This window comes from Pectobacterium odoriferum (genome assembly GCF_009931295.1).
GTDB lineage: Bacteria > Pseudomonadota > Gammaproteobacteria > Enterobacterales > Enterobacteriaceae > Pectobacterium > Pectobacterium odoriferum.
The window spans coordinates 1,146,678-1,171,511 of sequence record NZ_CP034938.1; the positions used below are offsets into that span (position 1 = coordinate 1,146,678).

Here is a 24,834-nt window from a genome sequence, read left to right on the forward strand (position 1 = left end):
TTAGCACCACAGCGAGAGGTGGTTTGCTGGTTCTGACTGATGCCATACCGGATTATTAGTATGGCAAATGAGCGAGTAACTGAAGGATTGGTTCGAGATGCGTTAAGGGGGCTAGGTTACTACGAGCCAGACAACGGGATCAGCATTGAAGAGCAAAAATCTGAAATATCTAGAGTTAAAACGTTATTATCTAAAGCAAGCAAAAATGCAAAAGGGAACGCAGGATACCCTGAATTTATTATTTCTAACCTGAAAGATACGGCGTTTCTCATTGTCTTCGAGTGTAAGCATGACGTGAGGAAGCACGAAAGCCAGACTGGAAATAAACCCGTTGAATTCGCTGTAGATGGTGCCTTGCACTATGCCAAACATCTGGCAAAGGACTACACCGTTGTTGCTGTCGCCGTCAGTGGTGAAACAACCAGCTCGATGAAAATCTCCAGTTTCTTGGTTCCTGCGGGAACAACAGAAACGAAAATTCTTACCAATGAATCAGGTGCTCCAGTGATGGAGTTGCTTCCGTTTGATGATTATTACCGACTTGCTTCTTTTGACCCCGATGTTGCGAAAAAACGCCATGCTGATCTGCTCGCGTTTTCTCGTGAACTTCATGAGTTCATCTGGACTAAAGCTAAAGTTTCCGAAGAAGATAAGCCTTTGTTGGTCAGTGGAACGTTAATCGCACTGATGAATGTCACGTTCATTAAGACATTTGACAGCTTGCCTGCAGGGGAACTGCAAGATACTTGGTTGGGGGCGATTAAAAAAGAACTGGATAAGGCAGAGATCCCCCAGGCGAAAAAAGACACGATGTTGCAACCGTATACATCTATAGCAGTACATCCCAATCTGGGACGTCCTGATAGCAGAACGGCAAAAGAGTATCCGGGAGGCGTGTTTAAAGAGATTATTCGGAGAATTTGTGAAAATGTCTGGCCGTATATCAATATCTATCATGATTTTGATGTGGTTGGCCAGTTTTATGGCGAGTTCTTAAAGTACACCGCTGGTGATAAAAAAGCACTCGGTATCGTACTGACGCCTGGGCATATCGCAGAGTTATTCTCTTTGCTGGCGAATGTTGGTCCCGAATCTCGGGTCCTGGATATATGCGCCGGCACAGGTGGTTTTCTGATTTCAGCCATGCAGCACATGCTGAAAAAAGCGGTGACAGAAGCGCAACGCCAGGATATTCGTCGCAATAGGCTGATAGGAATAGAAAACAGCCCCAAAATGTTTGCTTTGGCTGCTTCTAATATGATCCTCCGTGGTGATGGCAAAGCCAACCTGCATCAGGCCAGTTGTTTTGATGATGCGATAATTCGCTCAGTAAAAGGCATGAAGCCTAATGTTGGAATGCTAAACCCACCTTATGCGCAATCGAAAAGTGATGCGGAACTCCATGAGCTTTATTTTGTGAAGCAGATGCTGAATTGCCTTCAGCCTAGTTCTATCGGTATTGCTATTGTTCCAATGTCTTGTGCCATTTCCCCTAATCCGGTAAGAGAAGAATTACTGAAACATCATACGCTCGATGCCGTAATGTCGATGCCGCCAGAGTTGTTTAATTCAGTGGGAGTTGTTACTTGCATTATGGTATGGATTGCAGGCCAGCCTCATGAATATTCAGATCGGAAAACCTGGTTTGGCTATTGGCGAGATGATGGCTTTGTCAAAACCAAACATAAAGGGCGAATTGACATTAATCATCGTTGGCCTGACATTCGTGACCGTTGGGTTGCAATGTATCGTAATCGTGAAATACACCCTGGCGAAAGTGCAACATATAAAGTGTCATCAACTGATGAATGGTGTGCTGAAGCTTATATCGAAACAGATTATACCCTTTTGACTAAAGAAATATTTGAGCAAGATCTTAAAAGATTTTTGCTTTTTAATTTAATGCTTGATGTGCAAGGTAGTCCTGAGGTTGGTCGGGGAGACGATGATGAAGCTTGATGAACTATTTCATGTCCGTAACGGTATTGTTAGCTCTGGGCTAAATATACAGCCAGGGCCTTTCTTTGGATCAATACCTTATTTGCGCCCTGCCAATACCCAGCAACGCACAATCTCCGGATGGATATCAAAATCGGATGTTGAAGAAAAAAATATTTATCCTGAGGGGAGTTTGTTTGTTTCAACTAATGGCGAGGGGAGTCATACATATTCCTATGTATCTTCATTCGAGTTTGCATGCAATAGTGATGTTTCAATACTTATACCTAAAATAGATATGAATCTTAGGGATAAAATATTCTATGCACGATGCATAACAATGAATCGCTACCTGTTTTCATATGGAAGAAAGCCTAAAGGAAAACGGTTAAAAGAAATTGAGCTTCCTAATGTAGTACCAGATTGGGTGAAAGATATAAAAACGAATGAAACCTTAAGTGTTTTAGATGGTTTTAAAAATAACACTGCGTTTCTATTTAATGAAAAGTTAGATAGGGAATTGGATTTTGTTCCTATTAGTGGTTTATTTGATGTGCGTTATGGACATTCTCTTGAGTTAAATAGACTTGATTTATTGAGTCGGCGTGATGGTGGTATTCCATTTGTATCGAGAAAAATGGGGGGGAATGGTATATCCTCTTACGTGGCACCAATTGACTCTATACCGCCTGCACCTGCAGGAGAGTTAACATGTGCTTTAAGTGGTAATGGTGTGTTATCTACCTTTTATCAGGAAACCCCATTTTATACAGGTTTTCATGTGGCCTGTCTTCGGCCGTTATTTGAAATGTCTCGCGAGGAGTTATTATATTATTGTTCATGTATATGGCAGAATCGCAATAAATTTAGTTATGGACGGCAGGCGAACCGAACACTTAAGGATCTATTAGTGCCGTCACGGGACTCAATTCCTTACTGGGTTTATGGGGCATTATCCCAGGTAACTGAGCAGGTTATAAATAATTCAGCAAGCTAAATTGTATGAAGCATTACTAATATGTTATCCACATATCCACGGACAAATAAGCCAGTGAGTCAGCGCCCATCAAAGGCGCGGGCGAACTGGAGCGGTCGGCGAGTGTCGAGCCGGCTTTGTCGGTGGGTATGTGGGTAACTATTTGACGATCCCGAATCGCATTGTTAATATCCTTTTCGCTGTACTATCGTCCATTCGGACGATCACCAATGATCCGTTAGCCTGTGAGGATCGCCTTCGGGTGGCTGTGAACACTTCTGTAGCCTGCAAGGAAGAACACGCTCAGTTGCGTGTGGTAAATCTGCCAGCCTTTGGAAGCAGATATCACCAGGTAGTTTAAACGCCGTTGCGAGCGTGGTGATGAAGGTCCGTTTATCCACTCAAATACTGACTCGTCTTAGCGAGCTCAGCCCGATAGCTTCAGCAACAAGTTGATGTTGTTCGAAGTTCTCTGTTTTACACACGATTCAGGATACGAATACGTCCAGAGCGACGTCCGACCTTTGCACGCACGTATAAGGCCATTTGGTACATTTGGCCGCTTACGGGAGCAGCAATGGAAGGTCGAAGCTGCGCGCGTCACTTGCGTGTAAGCAAAGCGAACACCAAGTGACGCGCGAGCGCGTAATACGGTCAGAGCTTACGCACTGCCCGATAGACGATTCTTCTACCATCTGACCAACACGTAGTAACGGTTTTTAGTACGTATAAAGACGTTTTACTAACCGTTTAATGGTCGTTCATTTAACAAACAGTCCGAATGTATGAAAAACATCATCATGAAGACATTTCTATTAGATAGAGGAGGTAATCAGCACGACATCGATGGCGACGCCAGCAACCAAACTGGCGTGTGGAGGTAGACTGACGAGAGTCAGCCCGGCGTAAGCCGCGAATGGGTAACACCCAGGGTGCCTTGCAACAATTCAACATTTCGCACCCGATGCACAGATGTCTGCTGAGACGCAGGATGCGCAAAATCAAACCGTGTCGTCGGGGATGAAGTACCTATTTTTACTCTCTTTTAGAAGGGAGCCGGTGAGTTATGTATTCCGTTCACACGGGACGGAATACATAACTCACTTCATTAGAACTGGAGGACTATATGGCTAAGTTAAACAAGAATCTCGTGACGTTAGCGCGGGACGGTGGCGGCAGTTTTAAAACACTTAATGACCGTATGAAAATAGCCGATCGTTTTGCGGAAAGGTTAAAGCGTTTGAATGTGCAGATTAGGGATGCAAAGAATATTAAGCCTCGTCATATTGAAATGTATATCAGAAGTCGTCAGGACGAGAAAATTTCAATCAGGACGTTGCAAAATGAAATGTCAGCAATACGATCCATTTTGCGTGCAGCCGGTAAGACCATTATGGCTAACCCAGAAAACGAAAAGCTGAGTAATCAGGCATTGGGTATTTCTGGTGCGAGTCGTGACGGTTCAAAAGTTGCTATTCCAGATAATGTATATCAAAGCATTTTAGAAAAGGTGAGTGCTGCAGATAAAGGTGCAGCTGCTGCAATGGAATTATCCCGTCTTCTTGGTTTACGGACTGAGGAAACCATTCAGTCTGTTAAATCCCTTAAAACATGGCAGAAGGCGTTGCAGAATGGTGATGAGAAAGTTCGGATTGTTTTTGGCACGAAAGGAGGGAGGCCAAGAGATACGACAATTATTGAACGCGAGAAGTTAATCAATGCAGTGAATAATGCAATACATATTACGAGCGAAAATAACGGTCGACTGATTAACCGTCCTGCTTTGCATTTGGCAATTGAACAGTATCGTAATATCGTGAGAGAAGCGGGGCTTGTCGGAAAATATGCACCTCATAGTCTTAGGTATGCCTATACCCAGGATGCAACAAAGCTACATCTTAAAAATGGATTTAGTAAAGAGGAGGCTGATGCATTAGTTTCCATGGATTTGGGGCACGGTGATGGCCGGGGTCGTTATGTTGCACGTGTTTATAATAAAGTTGATCCCACTCAGTGAGATAAGTTCAAGAAGGATTTTTGGCAGTTTCATTGTAAATTGTCAACGCCGCCAATCTTCCTTGTTCTGTTAACGCATAGGACAGTTTTAATTGTTCGTCTCTATACTGTTCAACAAAACCATTTTTATGTAGAGTATGACAGGACGTTCTTAAGTGATTTGTATATAGTGTCGTACTACGATTTCTGCTTATCATAGAGAATAAGGCCGTAGCTGTTACAAAATGTTGATGGCCTTTTTTCTGCTCAATGGCATATAGTAGAAACAAGACATCACGTTGATTTTTTGAAATACGCATACTACCCCCTCTTATTCGTATCAGATACGATTAAATATTCTTCCTGCAAACAGTTCAATGCTTTATTCGTATCTGATACGAATAATTTAATGGCTCAGGAATAGTTGAGAATATATTGAATTTAATTCCATCTTTGAGTATGTTGAACGGGCTAACCCGTCGTCTCTGACGACCACTAATGATCCGGTGACTCGTGAGGATCGCCTTCGGGTAGTCACAAAAGAACACTTCTGTAGCCTGCAAGGAAGAACACGCTCAGTTGCGTGTGGTAAATCTGCCAGCCTTTGGAAGCAGATATCACCAGGTAGTTTAAACGACGTTGCGAGCGTGGTGATGAAGGTCCGATTTTACTAACCATCAATCAATCCCTCCGGGAAGCTACTTCCCGATTGCAGGGGTGTGGTTTTCCAAATATTTTATTTTTGGAGCAACCACAATGAACTCTTCTACTGCATATCGTGATGGATACTGGGCAGGTCAGTTGTTGCTTTCACTGAAGAAAAAAGTGAAAACGCGGCAGCATGTTTATAAGACCTACAGTTTCCTTCAACTGCTACTCATCTGGGGAAGTGCTGTCATCGTCTTCTGCTTTTTTTATTTGAGCAGACTCGGTGGTTTTCAGCATAAGTCTCAGCAAGATGAACCGATGGATACCGCTGTTGTACCGGTTACGGTTTCGACAGAACAGGCCTATCCAGAAGACTCTTTCTAACACCGATTTTAAGCCAGCAACCTAACGGGAAAAATATCTTCCCGTCTGGGTAGATGTTCTCCCGTTTTTATCAGGAGAACATCATGCAAATGGTTTTACTTCGTACGAGTAATTTTACTGAGCGTCTGTCTGCGTTGCTGAAGAAAAACACACAGCGCAACGATGCATTTATTGGTGAGTGGATACCGAATCGCTCCAGGCATATGCACTTCCGGGCACGGGTTTCTCACAGTGATTCCGGATGGAGCTATCAGGTGGAAAGCCGCACCGGCTGGTTGGGCTCAAAGTCTTACCAATTCGACTCCCATACTTGTTCCGATAACACATTTCCACAGCGTCACGAGGCAATCAAGGTTGCGCAATTGCTGGCAAAACAGTTAGCAACGCTGCGTTATCGCTTCCAGTGACTTAGAACCTACCCACATGGGGATTTATCCCCAGTGGAGATAAATCCCTTTTCGTTTTGAACCGAAAAAAGGATTTATCGATGCACGATTTCAACACGAAACCTTTCGTCTCGCGCCTGGCCATTTTGCGACGCGATGATGAATTTTTACAACGTTCCACAACAGATCTCATCAGGGTTGTCTCTGATATTGAGTCTGTATTGATGGAATCGACTGCGCTCATACGTCTCGGCATCGATACGATGGACTGGGGTGATTTAGCACTGATGACGCTTAACCAGAAAAAGATAGCATGGGTTGCACGGCAGGCCGGTGAAATTATCAACCTGGAACTGCTACCGCGCACTTTTTTTGACAAATACTTCGCAGATATTCTTGAGCTCGGCATTTCTGTTAATGCTGCTCTGTGGCAGCACTATTTTAATAAAGGCCTGAAGGATGCTGCCCGTGTTCATGAGAACCCTGATGCGAGCATTTGGCTTATTGACTACTACCTTTACGCGCTCAGTGTAGATGTCGAGCGCAACTGGTATGACGGCCGGACGTTCTACTGACCGACTGCCATATCGTGACTTAACCCATGCGGGATTTATCCCGTTGGGGATAGATCCCTTTCACATTGAATTTAGAAGAGGATTTATCCATGACTCAGACTAACAAAGCGTCAGCCTTTGAAACTTTCTACTCTTTCATGTCGAAAGAGACTTACGACGTATTCGTTCAGTACATTATTGAGGTCTGGCAGTCTAAGCTCCATGTTAGCAGCGGTAGCTGGAATGACTGGCACCCTCAGGTGACTGGCGATCTGGAAGTTCCAGTATATGTGGTTCCTGACGGTGATCTGGTTTATAACGTCAATGCATCTCGGTTTCGCATCCAGGTGACAACAGATGCATTCGGGTTATTGGTGACGTTATGCGCCCTTCGTGGGGTGCTACTTGATATCAAAGATAACCGATTGCCAATGATATCGGACACAGAAGGCAAGCAAATCCAGCATGCATTCGACGATTTGCTTCGTTACGCTCACAGTCATGCGGAAGCTAACGCAATAATGCCTGAATTTTCTGGGTTTGATTCAGACAACAGCAGTTATCGTGATAACGCCTCCGCTCATGCTGGTGCTACTGTAACAACACCTGAGCTGACTTGTGAAATTGAATCTAATTTTTCAGATATTAAACAATCAGCTCACAAATTACTGTTGAAATATCAGAGCGGTAATGTTTCTCGGGACGACCTTTATTCACAAGGGGCTGAACTAACATTAAAGTTCAACAGTCTTGTTGATAGATATAGCCTCAATTTTCCGCATGCAGACGACGCGGCTAAATTGCTTTACGCGGTTAGACATTTATCTACATGCTAGGACTAGGTCTTTATCGCTAAGCGTGATTTTCAACCTAACCCATACAGGGATTTATCCCCTTTGGGTGATAAATCCCTTTTCAATTTGAAAAAGGATTTATCTATGAATACTTTACTTAATCATCTTTATCGTAATCGCCATTCTGTCGTTGAGTTGCTTTGTGTGATTTCTGCAATAGAAGGCAAATTGATGGAGATGGGTACATTCAAGCAGTCTGATATCAACTGTGTTCCTGATCATAGTGGCACCATAGGCCATGATTATCTGATTTTCGAAATCGCAGAGTGTCTGGGCCAGGCCTTTGAGCTGGGCTTTATTCCCGAAAATTACAGACATTATTTTGATGATGTGATTTTGCAGGGAAAGAAAGCTGGTTGGGGATTCTGGGACACCTATTTTCAATTTGGTGTCACCGACGTTAAGCATGCTCGTTCGGCTTTTTCTGATGAGGTTGCGCACATTAAGTGGCTTAGTGAGTCAAAAGTTATAAGACTCATTTTGAGTGACCAGTGTGTACGGATCGTTCCCAATGCTGCATGTGAGCCTTCGCTTGAAGGTTGTTTGATGCACTGACAGCCTGTTTTACATCAATTATCGACCCTCGATAATTTTACCTTTCCCCCAGTGGCAATGCTTTCCGCCACTAGGGGGAAAGCATTCGCCCGTAAAAGGTCTTTTATGCGCGAATTAACATCCCCCAGTACCACTGCTTATACCGAGCGTGAGGCACGCGTCATCAATATGGCATTAGCGCTTCTTGAACGGAGAGTCAGGAAACGGGAAGTCATGACGTCTCCTGAAGATATTAAAGCTTACTTACGTCTCAAATTGGAGCACATGGAACGAGAAGTTTTTGTTGTTATGTTCCTAGACCATAAGGGGCGTTTAATTGCCTGTGAGTCCCTTTTTGCTGGCTCAATTGCAAACGTTGAAGTCCATCCACGTGAAATTGTTCGTCGCGCCATTTCTCTGAATGCGGCTGCGGTCATTTGTGCGCATAACCATCCGTCCGGTAATGCTGAACCCAGTAATGCCGATCGACAAATCACCGAGGACCTGGTTAACGCACTAGATCTGATTGAAACACGCATGCTAGATCACATAGTGGTTGGCCACGGTGAAATGGTGTCGTTTGCCGAACGTGGCTGGTTATAACCACATAAATACCTTCGTCTAATCAGACGTTACCCCACGGGGAGAACTTTCTCCCACTACGGGATGGTTCTCCCTTTTTTATCACCAAAAAGGAGAGTTCATGTCTCATATCACTCAAGAAGCTCCCACTCAGGATGCTTCGTTTACACCAGAGCAGGAAGACGCAGTGTGTCAGCTCATACGTCGTGAATGTTTTCGGCGCGATCGCAATGCACTGCTGAAGCTGCTTGGTTATCTCACGTTGCTGAAAGTCGCCGGTTCTCTGGTGCTTTTAGCTGTTGTCCTCGCACTTCGCGGATTAACGCATTGAAAGGAGCAGCTATGCCAACGACTTTACACATACTGATTGCTCTGTTTACAGGGCTGTGGTTCATCGTGCGCTGGACGAGCAAATTGTCTGCGCGAGCGCTTGTCTGGCTTTATCAGACCTGGCGACAGCGTTCAGAGCCCATGGAATCGTCAGCTCATCGAATAATTTATACAGGGAAGTGGCTGCTTGCTGACGATCACCAGTGCTGTGGCCGAGCAATCGTACTGCAACACCGGCACAGCTATAAGCCTGGTGTCGAACTGCTGTATTTCGGCGAGGAGGCAGCTGAACCGTTTTACGGCGAACGTTATATGGATAGCGAGGATGAAGCGGTTGATACCGCATTGGCCATGCACCAGAAGTTATTACGTAATGTTCGCCAACGACCTAAACCTGAAAGGATGCCCGCTGTCGTGACGATTTCGTCAGCTGCTCAGAATGATGAAGCAGCATGATGGACAGGTCGCATTCCTCTCCGGCAGTTGCCATTGATGAGAGCGCCTGGGAAAGACTCGTCGCGTTTACGCCCGAGCCGGCATGCGAGACTGAACGGCTACATCGTCTGATTCGTCATGCATTAAAAGCACTGGCTGCGAGCACTCGCTCAGAAATAACGACCGGCTATTTTTGTTTAACCGGTGACGGCAATGAATCGACATCGTTGTGGCAGCAGTTTTATCTGCGCTATGAGAATGATGTTATTCATATCAGCCTGACCGTGACCGGCTAACACAGCATCTTACTAACCCTGACGGGGACACCCGCAGGGGTGGACCCGTCTTTTTTTTTCGGAGTCCATACCATGAGTTTACTGACCACTAATGAACACCAAGAATCGGAATCGGCCCTGGCCACGCAAGGCGCAATGAAGTCTCTGACTCGCGAGCCTGGTGCCATCGAACGTACCCGTAACCGTTTCTATGACTGGTTACAGGCTGAGTTTGATCGGCACTATCACACGTTGAGAGACGGAGGGTACCGGCGTTTTCTTGAACAGCGTCATCCGGAAGAACTGGAACGTTATGATGCAGCTTGTGAAGCACTACGGCGTGAAGAGTTCAGTCGTTTTGCGGAACTGCAAACGCTGGGACTGTTTTTGCACACACAAGTCTCAGAGAAAGAAGCACTGTTCCGCCGGCGGCGTAACCAGTTTCTGATGGCCATGTCGGCGACAGGGATAATCACATCTGCTGTTGTCTGGGCCTATCTGCATCATGAGCAGTTTGTGCAGTTGTGCCAGCAGGCTGTTATTGCGGGTCATGCGATTCTGCAACTGTTCACCACTGTACTCTGATTTTTGATTTTTCCTGAGGGAACCATCCCTCAGGGGATGGTCCCGATTTTTGATGGAGACCAGAATGAAAACTTTCACATTACAGGATGCCAGTGATATTTGCCGGCTGTTAACAGAACGTCTGATGCAGAGTGTCAACGCGGGTAAAACGCCGTGGAGACAGAGTGTTATTCGCCAGGGGATACCGGAACACGCATTAAGCGGACAACGGTTCACCGGCATTAACGCTTTATTGCTCTGGCAATCGGCGTTGCAAAACGGCCTGGTATCAAATCGTTGGCTGACGGGTGATGATTTACGCTCTCTGGGCGGAAGAATCACTCCGGGGCAGCGACCGACCACCGTCGTCCGCTACAAACCGTCACTTTCACTGTTTCGGGTTATCAACGTTGAACAGTGCGAGGGATTATCCGACATGCTGCAACCCGGCTGGCCGTGGCCACCGTCTCCCGTACCTGGAATGGAGCGGGTAGGGCAGTGGCAGTTTGCGTCCGGGGTTCCTGTTCTGTTCAATGCACAACGTCCGGCGGTTTACCTGCCCGAAAGCGATCGCATTGAATTACCTGATAGTGAGCAGGGTAATCTAGATAGTCTCATAGCGTTGCTCGTCAGTGCTACTGGACATCCCACTCGACTGGGGCGCCGTTGTTTCACGGGGAGTGATGTTCCGGAACTGGATGAATACCTGCAAGAGAGTCTTGTTGCTGATGTGGGACGTGCATTTCTTGCCGCACTGGCAGGGATACATCTTGCTGGTCCGTCGATGTGGAATGGTGAGTTGGGTTCAGACCCGTGGATACTGTTTAAATCTGCTTCTGAAGCAGGCAAGGCGGTTGATTGGCTGGAAAAACAGCGGTTGGCCACATTGCCGTTTGATGATGTTCAGCATTGGCAGAGACAGGCAGAACATCTGTTAACTACTCACTATGGCCAGCAGTTGGATGATACGACGTTAGTGTGTGACAGCGTAGTGCATCAGCACTTGCGTTACAACATTTCACCGGGTAATGCGGTAAATGCGCTGGCCCGTATCTACGAATGGCCTCGGTGTGATATGCCGACGGCATTGTTCACACCAGAGTTGAATAGCGTTGCTGATGCATTGGCGCGTTTCTCACTGAATCCAGGAAGTCTGGCTGTTCATCGTGTCGCCAGCGACATCGATGATAGCGACGTCGCCCTGGAGGCGCCGGAGCTTGGCACTTTGTTGCTACCGCCACCGTCTGCCGAATCGGTCGATGAGATTGCAGCTAACGATGAGGAAGAAGGGGATGACCCGGATGATCCGGGAAATCTCGCCGCGCTCCCTTGGGTAAGAAACCAGGGACGTTCTAATCCACATCGAGCAACGTTTATTCGGCAGTTTCAGGAAATTGCACCGTATGAGAACCGTTGGACAGTATTCAGCGATTTTATTCACATGTCGGCAGCGGCGTTACATAACAGGTGCCATTTTGTGCAGGAAATCGAAGATGATTACATGCGACGAATCAGACGTTACAAGAAAGCCGATCAGAAGCGTTTCCCATTACTGTTCAACACACTAGTTGAGGGAATGGAATTCAGTGCGTCAGATTTTCTCGGCTCGGTTTTTATGGAACTTGAGCTGGGCGATCAGCGCCGGGGACAGTATTTCACGCCGTATTCCGTCGCTTACATGATGGCGAAAATGCAGTTGTCTGACGGTCTACCTGCGCTGACAAGTGGGGAAAGGGATTTCATTACTGTCTCAGACCCTGCATGCGGGGCCGGTGGCCTGGTGGTCGCGATGGCGCAAGCCATCCTTGAGGCGGGCTTCAATCCACAGAAACAGATGGTTGCTGTCTGCGTCGATATTGATCCTGTCGCGGCGATGATGGCGTATGTGCAACTGGCTCTGTGCGGTATTCCTGCTACGGTGATTGTCGGGAACAGTCTGAGTATGGAGTTCCGTCAAACCTGGCGCACGCCTTTCTGGATAATGTTTGGCTGGGAACGTAAATGGACTCGTGAACAAGAGCGAAAAGCTCAACAGAAAGTCGCCTGACAGAACAATTTAACCCTAACCGGGCGTTTCCCGGAAAGGGAAGCGCCCTTACTTTATTTGTAAGGACATCATGCTAACAGAGCAGTTTATTCAACAGATATACCTGAAGGAGATGAACCTCTTTCTCCATCCGGATGAGTGGCAGATTGATATCAGTAACGATCTGCAGGACTACATGAATACGGATATCGTGTTTCATAGCCAGCGGTTGTTACCGGTCATGCAATTTATGCTCGATAACATTTCCGGTAATCGTCAGTTACGGGCGCGTTGTCAACTGAGTGAGCGTATTCTGACCCTGTGGATTTTGGGACTGGATGCGCTGGCCACAGCCAGTGGCAATACACGATTGCTGCCGCGGACGTCTCCGGAGAGTAGCGGCCGAGTTGACTGTCTGCTACCAGGCGATCCGTCGGCGTTACTGGATTTGTCGGACGCCGATTTTATTCAGCTGACGGCCCAGGGCGATCGACATGCTGATGACATCATCCCCCGTTCTCAACTGGCGCAAACGATGCAGCACTGGTCACGGTTTGAGTCATGGCTGAGTCGCGCGCTGGCGCAGACGGGAGAATTTTGCGTGGCACAGTTGGCGACATTGAAGCGGCGTTGTGACGTTGATGAGTGTGTTGTTCGACGGTTTGATACGGATTTCGGGTTTATTACGGTGAACCTGAGGGCGATTGACCCTGAGTGCATGAGCACGATAGACCCCGTTGAGTATGTCAAACAGGTCTGTCGCAGCGAGATACACCCTGTTGCGCTGGAGAGCCGGATCCACTATCACAATGGCACAATCATCGGTCGTTTTTCCGTTGAGAAAGAGGTCGCGAATGTGAACGTGAACCGGCTGACCGCGGCAGACTATGGTGATGTTGTGCGGCAGGCGATAGCTTGGCTGCGTGACGAGCGCCAGCGTCTGCAACGTGATACCCACTCACCGACTCCAGCGTTACGTCTGGTTGCCTGATTAATTAACTTTACCCGGCAGGGGAATACCCTGCCGGGTCTCCTGCCATCACTATTTTGACAGGAGTACACCATGTGCATTATTCATGAATACATTCAGCAGGCGTATCAGAGGGCATTAGGCTATGCGCCGGATTACGACGACATATGCTGGCAGTTGGATGATGACGTCGGTATTACTTACGTTAATACGCAAACGTTGTTTGAAAACGAGCAACTGACGGCCGTGATGGAAACCATGCTAGAACGCCTTGATACAGACGATGCGAAGCGTGAGCGCAGCCGGAAAGTCCTTACGTTGTGGATAAACGCCACGAACTGGCTGGCTAACGGTAACGGAGTAGAGCATGGGTATTTGTATCTTCCCCGGATTCACCCGCAAATCAGTGGCCGTACCGACCAACTGCTGCGTGCTGACATCATGCCACTCTACGAACTGGATGAGGCGATGTTTCGTGAAGCTTCTGGGCAACGTGACAATGCATCCGAGGAATACATCACGTTGGCTCAGTTTCGACAGAGTGAACGCTATTGGTTTCGATTTATGGATCACCTGGAGCGATCGTTGCGTGATGTTTCTCATCAGTGTGCAGAAACGCTGACGCAGTTTGTCAGCAACTGTAATTTCGAGGAAAAACAGATACGGCGTTGGCGTGGCAGCGCTGGTGAAATACGTTTGTACATGTCTCAGCAGTCTATTGATGACATCGATATCATGGAGTTTGAGGATGATTTTCTGACCCAGCATGTCGATGCGATAGCCGCGGGAATTTATGTACCAGTGACTTTCCGCGCAGATGTTCATTATCGCAATGGTGCTGTGATGAAGAGTTTTACGGGGGATACGGAGGTCAATGATCCTGAACGGCCGAATGCATCGGATTATTATGAGGTTATGGTCGATGCAATTGGGTGGATTAGGGAGGAATCGGATCATGTGGTGTCGCAGCTAAACAACATTAGCCAGCCAATGGGTGCAGTTCACCAGTTGGCGGCTTAAAAAACAGAAAGCACTCCTTCGGGGGTAATGCCGATCAGTTAAGGATCAGTTGAACGATCCAGTTGCTGTGTAAGAATCCGGAGATGTTCTTCATTTCCGGATTTTTTTATGCGCATTTCTCAGGCCATTGACCTCGTTTCACGTTACGACTCAACCCGTAACCCTCTGACTTCTCTTAGCGATTTTCTTGACCCAGAAATTATTGCTCGTTGCCTTGCTGAGTCCGGCGTGGTCACCCTGCGAAAACGCCGTCTTCCTCTAGAATGATGGTTTGGTGCGTTGTTGGCATGGCGCTTGAACGTAGAGACGTGAGTAAAAGTTTACCTCTTGGTACAGATCCTTTATATCAGAAGATGAATGAGGTGCATGGTAAAAATTGAATAAATTTCTCATCGCCAGATGCAATATCTTATTTAGAAGCACTTCTGTAGAAGTGCTTCTAAGCTAATAAATTTATATAGCTATAGGTGAAGTTATTTAAATGGTAGTAGGCTATGGCCAACCAATGATGCTTCTTCAAAGTATACTCTAGGGATCAATATACCTTCCGCATATAAACTAAATATAGATGGTGCATTGGAAGGGTATATTTTCTCCTTGAATTTAAGGTTGTTTTTTAGAAGGTTTTCACGAATGTTTTTATTGTTATTTTTGTGGATTTTTTGGTCTAATTCAGGGTTTTGAATATGGAGTTTATGTATCCATGCTCGAATGTTCATTTTTATATCACTAGGAAGTGGTAGTAAAATTCCCTCAAGCTTGGGCAGCGTAGATAAATTCTCAAATGTTACTTTTCGACCTGCAGCCAAAAGGAATTCAAAAAAACGAATTGCGCTTTCATAAAAACTTATTGGGTCGTTATTTGCGAATAAGCTTTGACCATAGGCATCATTATAAAGACGCATTTCGGGAGTTTTGTACATCAGAGTGAGATTACCTGATGAGTGATCTGCTACTTTCAAGCTGACTTCTTTGGATGATAAGGCTTGGAAAGCCAACGCGTGCCTGTGCCCGTAGCGCTGTACGACCTCATCTTCAATTTGTTTGACTAAAGAAATGAGTTGAGTAGGAAGATGACTAAGATCCTTCTGCTGTGCAAACTTCAAAAATTCGTGGAAGTCAGCCCCTCCCTTATAGCCTGCAGACTGACTGATAATGTCGATTAACGATGTTTTTGCCGCATCAACGCTAAGTTTTTCCCCGTCAGGGTGGGAGAAATCCCTAACTGAAATATCAAGGATAATGCTTGCTAAACAAGAGGCTGGGTTAAAAAATGGTTTTTTCATGACATCTTCTCCAATACGCGCAATTAAATCGGTAAAACCGACGAACAATGTTTAGCCTCACGTCCGTTTGCGCATATGAGAAAAATGGCAGCGGGATAAGGGACCATGGCTAATAGTCGACCTTTTTTAAGATTTTCATTTTTCATTGGAAAAGTCAAGCTTGAAAATTTGTTTATTTATGGGGGCTACTTAGGGGGGCAGCATAGGTGCTAAGTCTGTGGTAATTAAAATAATTAGGGCTTACTCAGAGACTCTTTAAAGCGATTTCATCTAAAATGGGGGTTGGCTGTGTAAGATGATATCAATGGAGGGATACGAAATATGAGCGTGAAATTTAACTTTAATCAATTGCATGCGATCTATTCATCGGCATGGGTAAGGCATGAACCTACGATCGCTTTTGAGCTTGTCATCGGTCGTGGACATTTTGTTTTTATGGTGTTTTTCTCTCCTGAAGATAAAAAATCATCTGGAGAGCACCTTTTCGTTTTTTTGAGAAACATAAATACATTGTTAACGTTAAAACTATATGGTAGTCGGCAACAGGGGAACTTCACCGTGTATTTTAATGCTGAACAAGAACGGGCTATGACAGATGAGCTTCAATTAACTCCCGGAAAGGGAGACTTCAGTTTTCAGCATCTTTTAGATGAATTAAATAAAAATATTCCTCAGAAACTGGCCGAGCAAAAAAAGATTGAAACACTAAGGACCGTTTGGCCCCAAGTACACAACAAGATCAGTGATATTGTTGATGATGCTAAAAAAACGATTCTGATTGGTGTGAAAAAACTGCCAGAGGATCATCATCCGCGAGAAAAAACGTTGCGAAAATTATATTTTCATACAAATGGGAGTGCCAAGGATATACAGACGTTTATTCATAAACTAAAGGAAAGCAACTATACATTGATGTGGACAGATGATCCGGGAAAAGTCTCAAAATCCTTTGTTGACTTGATGTTGAAAATAAAATGAATTTTATTATTGGCCGTGATTTCACGGCCTTTCTCTATTTTAATGGAATGAATGCAGTGATGTAATCTGCCTGATTTTGTATCGCATGCTCTATTGTTTTTTTTAAAGTGCTAATTTCTTTCACGGTTAAATTTTTATCTTTTTTTGATGTGAGATCGATTATTTTGGATGATTCGCTCATACTCATGCTAAGTAATGCCGTTCCATTCAACTTTGCATCGTTACTATAACCATCAAGGTGTAGTGCATTAGGAATAGTACTTATTAACTGAAGAAATTTGATCGCCTGCGTAGATATAATGGTGGTTTTCTCCGCCTCAGTAATTATTTCTAATGTCGTTTTGTCATTATCGCTATAGCGATATGGAATGAATGTGGTTGATGAAGAGGTCTTTACGTTAGCCAATATGTTGGCTATTTCTTCTGTCATCTTTTTTACCTTATTTTTTATAAATAGAGTAATTTTTATATCGCGCATGGTGATAAAAAACATGCGAAAACCCTTTTCCCGAATCTAAAAATTTCCAACGTGAAGAATTGGTTTTTAATGGCGGGACTATATACTTTCACGCACTGTACCAGCATGATTTTTCACCATAGGGTACAGGCATGGCTTACTCGGATACGCCAGAGCAATCCGCTGTTATCAACTGGAAAGGGCGACATCTGGTCGTTAATGCTTTTGCTGGCACGGGGAAAACGACAACGCTGGTTCGCTACGCACAGGCAAACCCGGACCAAAGGATGCTCTACCTTGCTTACAACCGAGCTGTTCGTGATGAAGCCGAACGCAAGTTTCCATTCAATGTTGAGTGTAAGACCTCTCATCAGCTGGCCTGGATGAAATTTGGCAAGCATCTAAAACCGAGATTAACGCCCAATTTGCGCATTACCGACGTTGGTCGGAAGCTAAATACCCGGCACTGGCCGTTGGTCAGAATGGCGTTGACTGCGCTAAACCATTTTCTGTGTAGCGCTTCTCCTGCGCTCAGTTATGAGCATCTTCCGGATGAGAACGATCGCGATGGACTGGATGCTGACAAGATATTGGGGGCGGCACAGTTTCTGTGGAATGAGATGAGTCGCATCGATTCGACGTTTCCTGTCACGCATGATACCTATCTGAAATTGTTCCAGTTATCCTCGCCCGATTTGTCGAAACGTTGGGACACGATCCTGTTTGATGAAGCGCAGGATGCCAATCCTGTCATCAGTTCACTGGTACTCACTCAGAATTGCAATGTCGTCCTGGTTGGCGATCGCCATCAGCAGATTTATCGTTTTCGTGGGGCCGATAACGCGCTGAATGCGCCAGCACTTGAAGGGGCCGACCGTTTGTGGCTGACGCAGAGTTTTCGATTTGGTCCGGCTGTTGCCGAAATGGCAAATGTATTACTGGCGCGCCAGGAGGAAACACATCCGGTAATTGGCAATGGCGGTAGTGACGACGTGGTTGATCGGCTGCCTGCGAAGGTTTCGCGTTATACGGTGCTCAGCCGTACGGTTGCCGGTGTCATTGGTGCTGCGCTCTACGAGAGTATGAAAGAGAAGCGCGTGTATTGGGTTGGTGGGATTGAAGGCTATAAAACGGAAGAGCTGGAAGACTTGTACTGGTTTTCAGTCGATATGCCTGAACGGATGCGTACACCACGTCTTAGCCGTGAATACCGGGATTTTGAAGAGTATAAATCGATCGCCAAGGCAACCAACGACGTCGAAATGAATCAGGCGATCGGCTTACTGGATAAATATTTCCCGCTCCCGCAAAAATTACAGGTCTTACGCCGTCAGGCGACGACGAATGAAAAAGATGCCGATGTTGTGGTATCGACCGCGCATCGCAGCAAGGGGTTGGAATGGGATACGGTAATCCTAAACGATGATTTCTCGGATATTACCGACCCGTTGTTGTCTGACGCTGCCAGGACGGATGAAACTAATTTGCTGTATGTGGCGACGACTCGTGCACGAAAGCTTTTGGTTCGAAATGAACTATTGAAACTGCTCTGTGAACAAGAGGAACCCAATGATATCACAGAGGATAAACCTATTGTCGAAGCTCCTGTTCTGCACGAAGAAGAATAAATTTTGCCGAATAATTTTTACTGACTCGAGCTTAATCTGACATGACATACTTTTATGTGTAGTCAACTATGTCTGATCGCCAAATTAAAGTGTTGTGGGTTCAACGTGCTGAGGCAACGCTGCTTTTAAACGAAGAGGATTATAGCTTTCTTACTCGCCTAGAGAAATCAATCTCGATAGATAAGATGATTCTTTGACTGGTTTTATTGCCGACTATTGATTTTTGTTGTATTGAAGTCATTTTAGAACATAGAGAAGAAAAAATGACGATTGTTACCGATATACCTCAAAGTGCTAATAGTGTACCAGCCTCTGCTACTGCCGGAGTCCAGGCTCGCCGGATAGGGCAAAAGCTTCTTGAACGATTTGAATCACACATTGACTCTCGAGAATGTGCGGTAGGTAGTAGTCAATATACTGAGAAAATGACCAGTCGTGCTATAGCTGCATTCGCAATTCAATGCTATGGAGCTACAGATGATATTGAAGCTAGTAATGCTGTATGCGACAGTTCGAATGATGGTGGAATTGATGCCATTTTTGTGTCTCATGTTGAAAAAAAACTTATTTGTGTTCAAGCTAAATATAACCAAAGTGGAAATAGCACTTGGTCATTAACTGATTTTCTTAGATTCAAAGAGGCTTGTTCATATTTACAGAGAGAAGAATATCATCGCTTTGATGAACGTGTTTCGGCTAAATCACAGGATATCACTATCGCTCTAGATTCGATAGATTATAAGTTTTATTTTATCATGGCCCATACTGGTAAAGTTGGAGCAGCAAGTCAAATATTAACGGATATGCAAACATGGCAATCTGAATTAAATGATGATGCTTGTGTAAATACCGGTTCAATGTCTTCATCAGATTATCCTTTTCAGGTGCATCTTTTTTCAGCTGAAGATATTTCAAGTGCAATTCAGGGGCAGTCACTCTCAGCAATTAATCTCGAAGATGTTGAACTGATGGAGTATGGGAAAATAATCGAACCACATAATGCATACTTTGGAGCAGTTACTGGAGAGCAAATATCTGAGTGGTGGTCTACACATGGTACGCAACTTTTTTCAAAAAATATCAGAAATATACTTGGTCAAACAGATGTTAACGACTCAATTAAAAAAACAGTGCTGGATGAACCAAATAACTTTTGGTTTTATAATAATGGAATTACTGTATTAGTAAGGGAAGCTAATCCACACAGAAGAAATACGTCTGATAATGCTCGGGGGCTTTTTACTTTTCACGATATAAGTATTATCAATGGCGCTCAGACAGTCAGCTCAATTGGTTTGATTGCCAAGCAAAATAATTTATCAGAAGACTATTTAAGAGGTATTAGGCTACAGGCTAGATTTATCGTTACAGATGATAATGATTTAGTGAAAAATATTACTCGTGCTAATAACCATCAGAATCGTGTCTTAGGCAGGGATTTTGCCTCTCAAGAGTATGAGCAAGTTAGACTTAATAAGGATCTAATTGTTGAGGGCTATACATATCAGTTACTGCGAACCAATGAAATTCAGGGTGCCACCGATAAAGTAATAACAATAGATGAAGCTCTAAATGCCTTGGTTTGTGCAAATGGAACTCCTAGTGCGGTTGTCACCTTAAAGTCTCAACGTGGTAAGTTTTTTGAAAATCTTGATGGTTCATTGTATCGTTCTGCATTTAACTCCACAGTGTCAGGAGTAAGCGTAATAAATGCTGTGAATTTTAATAAAATTATTGATAGGAAAATACATGAAAAACTTTCAAGTATTAATCGACAAAGAGATAAAAAATTATACGGAATACTTACTCATGGAAATAGATACATTTCTGCGATGATGTTTAAATTAAATTCTTCATGGAGAGAAAGAACCATCTCAGTTTATAACGATGAAGATATTCAATTGAAATTTAACTCATTGACAAGTTCTACAGAGAACTATTTAACTCAGAATCATGATGGTGCTTATCTGGCTCGACTATTTACCAATGTAGAGAAAACAACATCAACCATGAGATACATCCAGAATTTATTAAGTCAACAAGAAGAGTAAATTAATTATAAAAAGGCTGATTTATTCATAAGTCAGCCTTTTTCTCCTTTCTGAATTACTCAGTTAGCGTACTATTGTTCAGGCATTAGCTACATCAGGGAAGTGATTCGGTTGGCTGAGAACGCATCGACAGCATGTAATATGCTCCTCATTACTCATGCGAGATTATCATAATTAAACTGTTACCCTGAGATTCGATACAACCATCAGTTAGTAATGTCAGATTGATGAATAGTTATTCCAAATAATTTTTAAAATGCATAAAGAGTTTCTTCTTGCCTCTTATCTGTGAGCCGCTCAAGACTGTGCCGCTTACTGGTCGGAGTCAATCATGTTCAACCGAATAAAACGTTTTATTGTTGGGACGGATAATGTTCCCCGAAGCGAAGCCATTTCGCCTGAATCAGCCTGCCCATCTGGATATTATATCCCTCTTCCCATTGATGCGTTAATTGCGTCTCCAAAGCGGCAAAATTTTCTCCAGCAGCTCAACGACAATCATGCGTTGCCGGCGGCATTCTATCGCCAATGTTATCTGACCCCCTTATTTTCATTACTCAGTCGTGTTCAGAACCTGCCGGCGTCGAAAGAGGGGCACTGGGCGTATGCTGGCGCGTTTGGTGATTTGACCGTGCAGTTCGCTGCGTATGCTGTCAGGTTGGCCAAGGGGAGAACATTGCCACCGGGTATCCCGCCGGAGGAACAAGCCGCGCAGGGGTTACTCTGGAATGCGGTGGTCTTCTGGTCGGCTTTATTTTATCACTTGCCCTTGCTTTGTGAATGGGAAGGGGAACTGGATGGTGGGGAGGGCTGGATGCCGGGATTTACTATTCCAGGGGGGCCATTTCGCTTTCGACATTGTATAGACAAATTACCCCCATCCTATGCGCAGGGAAGGGTATCGCTGCTGGCCGGTCAGTTACTGCCATTATCTGTACTTCCCTGGTTATCGAGCATTCCTGATGCGTTCGATTGCCTGGCACAGCGTATGCAGGGGAGGCCCGCAACGATCGGACTGATTGATGAACTGTTACAGTCGGCCGCAGAAAAATGTGGTGCGCCGCCGCTAATAGGTCTGCTGCCACCGGCACCGCTGGCGGTAGAGAGTGCTGAGGCAGCGGTTTTGCCTCCGGAGCCTTTAGCCTCTTCAGCTCTTACATCAGCGCTGCCAGATAGTAGTTCAGCCATTGCTGTGAACCGCCATGTGTCACCTTCGGTTCCAGCGCCAGAAACCGCACTACAAAAACATGAGCCATTACTTAAACCTGAGCTGGTTTCAGCCACACCGGAAGGATCTGTTTCCGTTGCTGAAAAACAACCCGTAACAGAACCGGTTCCTGAATCTACTCAGAGTGATACTCAGGCGCTGCTGAGTCTTTTTTCCGGCATGGCTGAGTCGCCTGTGCCAGGCGTTGAAGCAACACCCGCTGTAGATCTCCCCGTCCTGAATGAAATAAACAGCCAAAAGGAGCATGAAAATGCCCCGCTGACGGGGCTGGAAATATCCGCTATTTCTCCGTCAGGAAATAACGAAAACACCCGAGAAGATAATAATAAAGGCGCGATATTTCTGGAATGGTTATCAACAGGTCTAATCGAGGGGAAAATAAGAATAAATGAAGAAGGCGCTCGTGCTCACATGGTTGCCGGGTTTGTCTTCTTGTGTGTTCCTGAAATATTTTATCAATTCCAGAAGGAGACCGGAAATAAGGGGAAGCGCAACGCATTACAGTCATCGTTTGAGCGTCTGGGTATCCATCGTGTTGCTGATGGCAAGCGCTTCCTGCAAGCAAGAATATACAGTACCCCGTCCGGGACCGGGTCGTATCAAAACATTAACGGTTATCTGGTTAAAGCGTCATCACTTTACCGGGGGAATCGTATTCCTGACGAGAGCACATTATTGATTTTGCCCTGACGTATGGCAATCTAATTAGCGGGCTAATTTTTAGTCTGCACACAGCAAAGGTGCATTTTGTGCTCTTTATTAGAAAGGAATTTATATGTCAGATAAGTCAATGACCTGGGACGAAATCGTTGATGAGTATTTTTTCTCACATAATTTACGTGGGGCGACAGAAATTAGCTATCGGAAGGTAGTGAGTGGTTTTAGTCGATTCATCGGTGAATCAGTTTTCCCCACCCAAATAACACACCGGGATGTGTTGAAGTGGCGCAGGAATCTATTAAAGGAACGTAACTTATCTACGCATACATGGAATAACAAAGTAGCTCACATGCGTGCAATATTTAATTTTGCGATAGAGCGTAATTTAATAGAACAGGACAAGAATCCCTTTAACGGTACCGTTGTTAAAAAAGCGCGAAAAAAGAAAAAAATTCTAACGCGTGAACAGCTGACTGCCATTTATCTGCGGATGCAGCGAATAGAATCCGAAAAGCCTCATGCTACCTGGGGACAGCGTTGCGCGCTTTATCCCGCATGGTACTGGCTCACTGTGCTAGATACCTTGCGTTACACTGGAATGAGGCAAAATCAATTACTGCATATTCGGTTGCAGGATATCAATCTGGATGAGGGCTACATTGAGCTATGTTTGGAGGGGAGCAAAACGCATCGTGAATGGCGTGTCCCGGCCGTTCGCCAGTTACGTACGAGACTGGCCTCACTACTGGCGCGAGCAAAACTGGCTGGCGCCGAACCTTCCGATATCCTATTCGATGTCACCCGTTTTATGAAATCTCGTCGGCATAAAGAGGAATATCAGTACAATGAAAAGAGAACACACCAAACCATCCGATCTTTTTTCAACAGATTGTCCCGGGATTGTGGATTTCTGGTGTCAGCACATCGTTTCCGACATACGTTAGCGACGGAATTGATGAAAACGCCGGAGCGTAATCTGCTGTTGGTCAAGGATCTGCTGGGGCATCGAAATGTGAGTACAACAATGGAATATGTCGAGCTAAACATGGAAATCGTAGGTAGGACGTTGGAAAAAGAGCTGGCGTTACATACGGATATTTATGCGCAACCCGTTTTACATGACTTGACAGTAATGTAATTCACTGCAACCATAAGCGCGAACGAGAAAAGGGAATCTGTTGGAGCAGATTCCCTATCTTGAGGATTTCAGTTCTTATTCACAGTGCAGCCTTATCGACTGTCTCTGCACCGGAACGATTTTATGACCGAACCCTGTATTAACCGCCCGTTAAGCTTCTCATTCTTAACCAGCGTGCTTTGATGCAAGTGGTGCCCGGACTCGGAATCGAACCAAGGACACGAGGATTTTCAATCCTCTGCTCTACCGACTGAGCTATCCGGGCAACGGGGCGCATTAAACCGTATTGGCCGCACGGCGTCAACGGGTTTCTGTCACAAAGCGGAGCGCCTGCGCTATTTTCAGGCAATTGTATTATTTGCTAGCCAATTTCTGGCGATCCTTTCAGCATGCTTAGCGCGGTAATGTTTCTTCCCGATACGTGCAGCATGTTTCGTTGCACTTTTACCGCGTTAAGGGCGGGTTGGATTGTTGAATTTGATGAAGAATAATGCCACTATTGCGCGGTTTTTAACGTCTCGTTCACCTGAACGCCCCTTTAAGCGTAGTTAGCGTATAGCTAAAAGAGGATCGCCGATATGTCAGATTCATTGCTCATGGTGCAGCACGCTCGCGCCAGCTCGTTGATGACGTCACTGCGTGTATCTTCTTATCACCCCTGCGCGGTTTACTTTTCTCCCCGTCGATTATCCCCTTTCACCATGCGGTGAGGCGTTCGTTCGCTCACTGTTAGGCATGAGTAAAAATAGAGTGCAGCTCTGCTTTTACTGATGTCTATCGGATGGTGCTGGCTCCAGTTTTTCCATTCTTAGCCTACAGTTTACCTGTAGGGATCATACGCTTGTCGTTATTGATTGGCATTGTGATTGGTCGGGATTGTTATCCCTGAACGGTGTCTTCTAGGCACGTACACTTACCCTTAACCGTTTGGGTTTGG

The 24,834-nt window shown here is 45.2% G+C and carries 24 protein-coding genes, 1 tRNA gene and 1 pseudogene; 22 read left to right on the forward strand and 4 right to left on the reverse strand.

Features of this window, described 5'->3' with window-relative positions; all coding sequences use genetic code 11:
- Positions 1–60: 60 nt before the first annotated feature.
- The 3 genes from EO763_RS05100 (at position 61) to EO763_RS05110 (ending at position 4,931) form a co-directional block, all read left to right on the forward strand.
- A complete protein-coding gene (locus EO763_RS05100; protein ID WP_116166359.1) occupies positions 61–1,959 on the forward strand; it encodes an HsdM family class I SAM-dependent methyltransferase in 1,899 nt (632 codons plus the stop codon).
- Positions 1,946–2,935, forward strand: coding sequence for a restriction endonuclease subunit S (locus EO763_RS05105; protein ID WP_226374957.1), 990 nt, complete (start codon positions 1,946–1,948; stop codon positions 2,933–2,935). The genes EO763_RS05100 and EO763_RS05105 overlap by 14 nt, the downstream gene beginning before the upstream one ends.
- Before the next feature lie 1,105 nt (positions 2,936–4,040).
- Positions 4,041–4,931, forward strand: coding sequence for an integrase domain-containing protein (locus EO763_RS05110; protein ID WP_161528294.1), 891 nt, complete (start codon positions 4,041–4,043; stop codon positions 4,929–4,931).
- A 7-nt stretch (positions 4,932–4,938) separates the two neighbouring features.
- On the opposite strand, the gene EO763_RS05115 is transcribed toward EO763_RS05110, so the two are convergent.
- The gene (locus EO763_RS05115; RefSeq protein WP_161528295.1) at positions 4,939–5,229 is read right to left on the reverse strand and encodes a chromosome segregation protein ParM; all 291 of its coding nucleotides are present in this window, start codon (positions 5,227–5,229) and stop codon (positions 4,939–4,941) included.
- Between the two features lie 436 nt (positions 5,230–5,665).
- Between EO763_RS05115 and EO763_RS05120 the strand changes: the two genes are divergently transcribed.
- The 14 genes and pseudogenes from EO763_RS05120 to EO763_RS05185 all read left to right on the forward strand — a co-directional run.
- The gene (locus tag EO763_RS05120; RefSeq protein WP_161528296.1) at positions 5,666–5,941 is read left to right on the forward strand and encodes a hypothetical protein; all 276 of its coding nucleotides are present in this window, start codon (positions 5,666–5,668) and stop codon (positions 5,939–5,941) included.
- An 83-nt stretch (positions 5,942–6,024) separates the two neighbouring features.
- Complete coding sequence (locus EO763_RS05125; protein ID WP_161528297.1) at positions 6,025–6,348, forward strand: hypothetical protein; 324 nt, start codon at positions 6,025–6,027, stop codon at positions 6,346–6,348.
- A gap of 80 nt (positions 6,349–6,428) precedes the next feature.
- Positions 6,429–6,902, forward strand: a complete 474-nt coding sequence (locus tag EO763_RS05130) for a hypothetical protein (protein ID WP_161528298.1) — start codon at positions 6,429–6,431, stop codon at positions 6,900–6,902.
- A gap of 89 nt (positions 6,903–6,991) precedes the next feature.
- Entirely contained in the window at positions 6,992–7,717 is a 726-nt protein-coding gene (locus tag EO763_RS05135; RefSeq protein ID WP_161528299.1) for an antirestriction protein, read from the forward strand.
- Between the two features lie 102 nt (positions 7,718–7,819).
- Positions 7,820–8,290, forward strand: a complete 471-nt coding sequence (locus EO763_RS05140; protein WP_161528300.1) for a hypothetical protein — start codon at positions 7,820–7,822, stop codon at positions 8,288–8,290.
- Positions 8,291–8,395: 105 nt separating this feature from the next.
- On the forward strand, positions 8,396–8,872 hold the full coding sequence (locus tag EO763_RS05145) for a JAB domain-containing protein (RefSeq protein ID WP_161528301.1): 477 nt from the start codon (positions 8,396–8,398) through the stop codon (positions 8,870–8,872).
- A 100-nt stretch (positions 8,873–8,972) separates the two neighbouring features.
- Positions 8,973–9,182, forward strand: coding sequence for a hypothetical protein (locus EO763_RS05150; protein WP_161528302.1), 210 nt, complete (start codon positions 8,973–8,975; stop codon positions 9,180–9,182).
- An 11-nt stretch (positions 9,183–9,193) separates the two neighbouring features.
- Positions 9,194–9,637 (forward strand): hypothetical protein, encoded by a 444-nt coding sequence (locus tag EO763_RS05155; RefSeq protein ID WP_161528303.1) that lies wholly within the window; start codon positions 9,194–9,196, stop codon positions 9,635–9,637.
- Positions 9,634–9,912 carry a hypothetical protein gene (locus tag EO763_RS05160; protein WP_161528304.1) on the forward strand — a complete coding sequence of 93 codons (279 nt, stop codon included), beginning with the start codon at positions 9,634–9,636 and terminating at the stop codon, positions 9,910–9,912. Before EO763_RS05155 ends, EO763_RS05160 begins: the two co-directional genes overlap by 4 nt.
- A gap of 72 nt (positions 9,913–9,984) precedes the next feature.
- Positions 9,985–10,476, forward strand: a complete 492-nt coding sequence (locus tag EO763_RS05165; RefSeq protein WP_161528305.1) for a hypothetical protein — start codon at positions 9,985–9,987, stop codon at positions 10,474–10,476.
- A gap of 64 nt (positions 10,477–10,540) precedes the next feature.
- On the forward strand, positions 10,541–12,502 hold the full coding sequence (locus tag EO763_RS05170; protein WP_161528306.1) for an ArdC-like ssDNA-binding domain-containing protein: 1,962 nt from the start codon (positions 10,541–10,543) through the stop codon (positions 12,500–12,502).
- A 70-nt stretch (positions 12,503–12,572) separates the two neighbouring features.
- A complete protein-coding gene (locus EO763_RS05175; RefSeq protein ID WP_161528307.1) occupies positions 12,573–13,472 on the forward strand; it encodes a hypothetical protein in 900 nt (299 codons plus the stop codon).
- 72 nt (positions 13,473–13,544) lie between these two features.
- Complete coding sequence (locus EO763_RS05180; protein ID WP_161528308.1) at positions 13,545–14,471, forward strand: hypothetical protein; 927 nt, start codon at positions 13,545–13,547, stop codon at positions 14,469–14,471.
- A 108-nt stretch (positions 14,472–14,579) separates the two neighbouring features.
- Positions 14,580–14,836 (forward strand): annotated as a pseudogene (locus EO763_RS05185) (transposase domain-containing protein); the annotation flags it as partial.
- 108 nt (positions 14,837–14,944) lie between these two features.
- On the opposite strand, the gene EO763_RS05190 reads toward EO763_RS05185, so the two are convergent.
- Entirely contained in the window at positions 14,945–15,757 is an 813-nt protein-coding gene (locus tag EO763_RS05190) for a hypothetical protein (RefSeq protein ID WP_161528309.1), read from the reverse strand.
- A gap of 321 nt (positions 15,758–16,078) precedes the next feature.
- Between EO763_RS05190 and EO763_RS05195 the strand changes: the two genes are divergently transcribed.
- Positions 16,079–16,735 (forward strand): hypothetical protein, encoded by a 657-nt coding sequence (locus EO763_RS05195; protein ID WP_161528310.1) that lies wholly within the window; start codon positions 16,079–16,081, stop codon positions 16,733–16,735.
- Positions 16,736–16,769: 34 nt separating this feature from the next.
- Here the strand turns inward: EO763_RS05195 and EO763_RS05200 are convergent, their stop codons facing one another.
- Complete coding sequence (locus EO763_RS05200) at positions 16,770–17,228, reverse strand: hypothetical protein (RefSeq protein ID WP_161528311.1); 459 nt, start codon at positions 17,226–17,228, stop codon at positions 16,770–16,772.
- 116 nt (positions 17,229–17,344) lie between these two features.
- Here EO763_RS05200 and EO763_RS05205 point away from each other — a divergent pair, with 116 nt between their 5' ends.
- The 4 genes from EO763_RS05205 (at position 17,345) to EO763_RS05220 (ending at position 23,897) form a co-directional block, all read left to right on the forward strand.
- Complete coding sequence (locus EO763_RS05205) at positions 17,345–18,820, forward strand: UvrD-helicase domain-containing protein (RefSeq protein WP_161528312.1); 1,476 nt, start codon at positions 17,345–17,347, stop codon at positions 18,818–18,820.
- Positions 18,821–19,083: 263 nt separating this feature from the next.
- Positions 19,084–20,871, forward strand: a complete 1,788-nt coding sequence (locus EO763_RS05210; RefSeq protein WP_039513541.1) for an AIPR family protein — start codon at positions 19,084–19,086, stop codon at positions 20,869–20,871.
- A 331-nt stretch (positions 20,872–21,202) separates the two neighbouring features.
- Positions 21,203–22,789, forward strand: a complete 1,587-nt coding sequence (locus EO763_RS05215) for a conjugal transfer nickase/helicase domain-containing protein (protein ID WP_161528313.1) — start codon at positions 21,203–21,205, stop codon at positions 22,787–22,789.
- Positions 22,790–22,874: 85 nt separating this feature from the next.
- Positions 22,875–23,897, forward strand: a complete 1,023-nt coding sequence (locus EO763_RS05220; protein WP_039513545.1) for a tyrosine-type recombinase/integrase — start codon at positions 22,875–22,877, stop codon at positions 23,895–23,897.
- A gap of 189 nt (positions 23,898–24,086) precedes the next feature.
- Here EO763_RS05220 and EO763_RS05225 read toward each other — a convergent pair.
- Positions 24,087–24,162 (reverse strand) — tRNA-Phe (locus tag EO763_RS05225).
- Between the last annotated feature and the right edge of the window lie 672 nt (positions 24,163–24,834).

Bases quoted from the DNA above. Each gene is read 5' to 3' on its own strand.
- EO763_RS05100 (WP_116166359.1), top strand. From the start codon at position 61: ATGGCAAATGAGCGAGTAACTGAAGGATTGGTTCGAGATGCGTTAAGG.
- EO763_RS05105 (WP_226374957.1), top strand. From the start codon at position 1,946: ATGATGAAGCTTGATGAACTATTTCATGTCCGTAACGGTATTGTTAGC.
- EO763_RS05110 (WP_161528294.1), top strand. From the start codon at position 4,041: ATGGCTAAGTTAAACAAGAATCTCGTGACGTTAGCGCGGGACGGTGGC.
- EO763_RS05115 (WP_161528295.1), bottom strand. From the start codon at position 5,229: ATGCGTATTTCAAAAAATCAACGTGATGTCTTGTTTCTACTATATGCC.
- EO763_RS05120 (WP_161528296.1), top strand. From the start codon at position 5,666: ATGAACTCTTCTACTGCATATCGTGATGGATACTGGGCAGGTCAGTTG.
- EO763_RS05125 (WP_161528297.1), top strand. From the start codon at position 6,025: ATGCAAATGGTTTTACTTCGTACGAGTAATTTTACTGAGCGTCTGTCT.
- EO763_RS05130 (WP_161528298.1), top strand. From the start codon at position 6,429: ATGCACGATTTCAACACGAAACCTTTCGTCTCGCGCCTGGCCATTTTG.
- EO763_RS05135 (WP_161528299.1), top strand. From the start codon at position 6,992: ATGACTCAGACTAACAAAGCGTCAGCCTTTGAAACTTTCTACTCTTTC.
- EO763_RS05140 (WP_161528300.1), top strand. From the start codon at position 7,820: ATGAATACTTTACTTAATCATCTTTATCGTAATCGCCATTCTGTCGTT.
- EO763_RS05145 (WP_161528301.1), top strand. From the start codon at position 8,396: ATGCGCGAATTAACATCCCCCAGTACCACTGCTTATACCGAGCGTGAG.
- EO763_RS05150 (WP_161528302.1), top strand. From the start codon at position 8,973: ATGTCTCATATCACTCAAGAAGCTCCCACTCAGGATGCTTCGTTTACA.
- EO763_RS05155 (WP_161528303.1), top strand. From the start codon at position 9,194: ATGCCAACGACTTTACACATACTGATTGCTCTGTTTACAGGGCTGTGG.
- EO763_RS05160 (WP_161528304.1), top strand. From the start codon at position 9,634: ATGATGGACAGGTCGCATTCCTCTCCGGCAGTTGCCATTGATGAGAGC.
- EO763_RS05165 (WP_161528305.1), top strand. From the start codon at position 9,985: ATGAGTTTACTGACCACTAATGAACACCAAGAATCGGAATCGGCCCTG.
- EO763_RS05170 (WP_161528306.1), top strand. From the start codon at position 10,541: ATGAAAACTTTCACATTACAGGATGCCAGTGATATTTGCCGGCTGTTA.
- EO763_RS05175 (WP_161528307.1), top strand. From the start codon at position 12,573: ATGCTAACAGAGCAGTTTATTCAACAGATATACCTGAAGGAGATGAAC.
- EO763_RS05180 (WP_161528308.1), top strand. From the start codon at position 13,545: ATGTGCATTATTCATGAATACATTCAGCAGGCGTATCAGAGGGCATTA.
- EO763_RS05190 (WP_161528309.1), bottom strand. From the start codon at position 15,757: ATGAAAAAACCATTTTTTAACCCAGCCTCTTGTTTAGCAAGCATTATC.
- EO763_RS05195 (WP_161528310.1), top strand. From the start codon at position 16,079: ATGAGCGTGAAATTTAACTTTAATCAATTGCATGCGATCTATTCATCG.
- EO763_RS05200 (WP_161528311.1), bottom strand. From the start codon at position 17,228: ATGTTTTTTATCACCATGCGCGATATAAAAATTACTCTATTTATAAAA.
- EO763_RS05205 (WP_161528312.1), top strand. From the start codon at position 17,345: ATGGCTTACTCGGATACGCCAGAGCAATCCGCTGTTATCAACTGGAAA.
- EO763_RS05210 (WP_039513541.1), top strand. From the start codon at position 19,084: ATGACGATTGTTACCGATATACCTCAAAGTGCTAATAGTGTACCAGCC.
- EO763_RS05215 (WP_161528313.1), top strand. From the start codon at position 21,203: ATGTTCAACCGAATAAAACGTTTTATTGTTGGGACGGATAATGTTCCC.
- EO763_RS05220 (WP_039513545.1), top strand. From the start codon at position 22,875: ATGTCAGATAAGTCAATGACCTGGGACGAAATCGTTGATGAGTATTTT.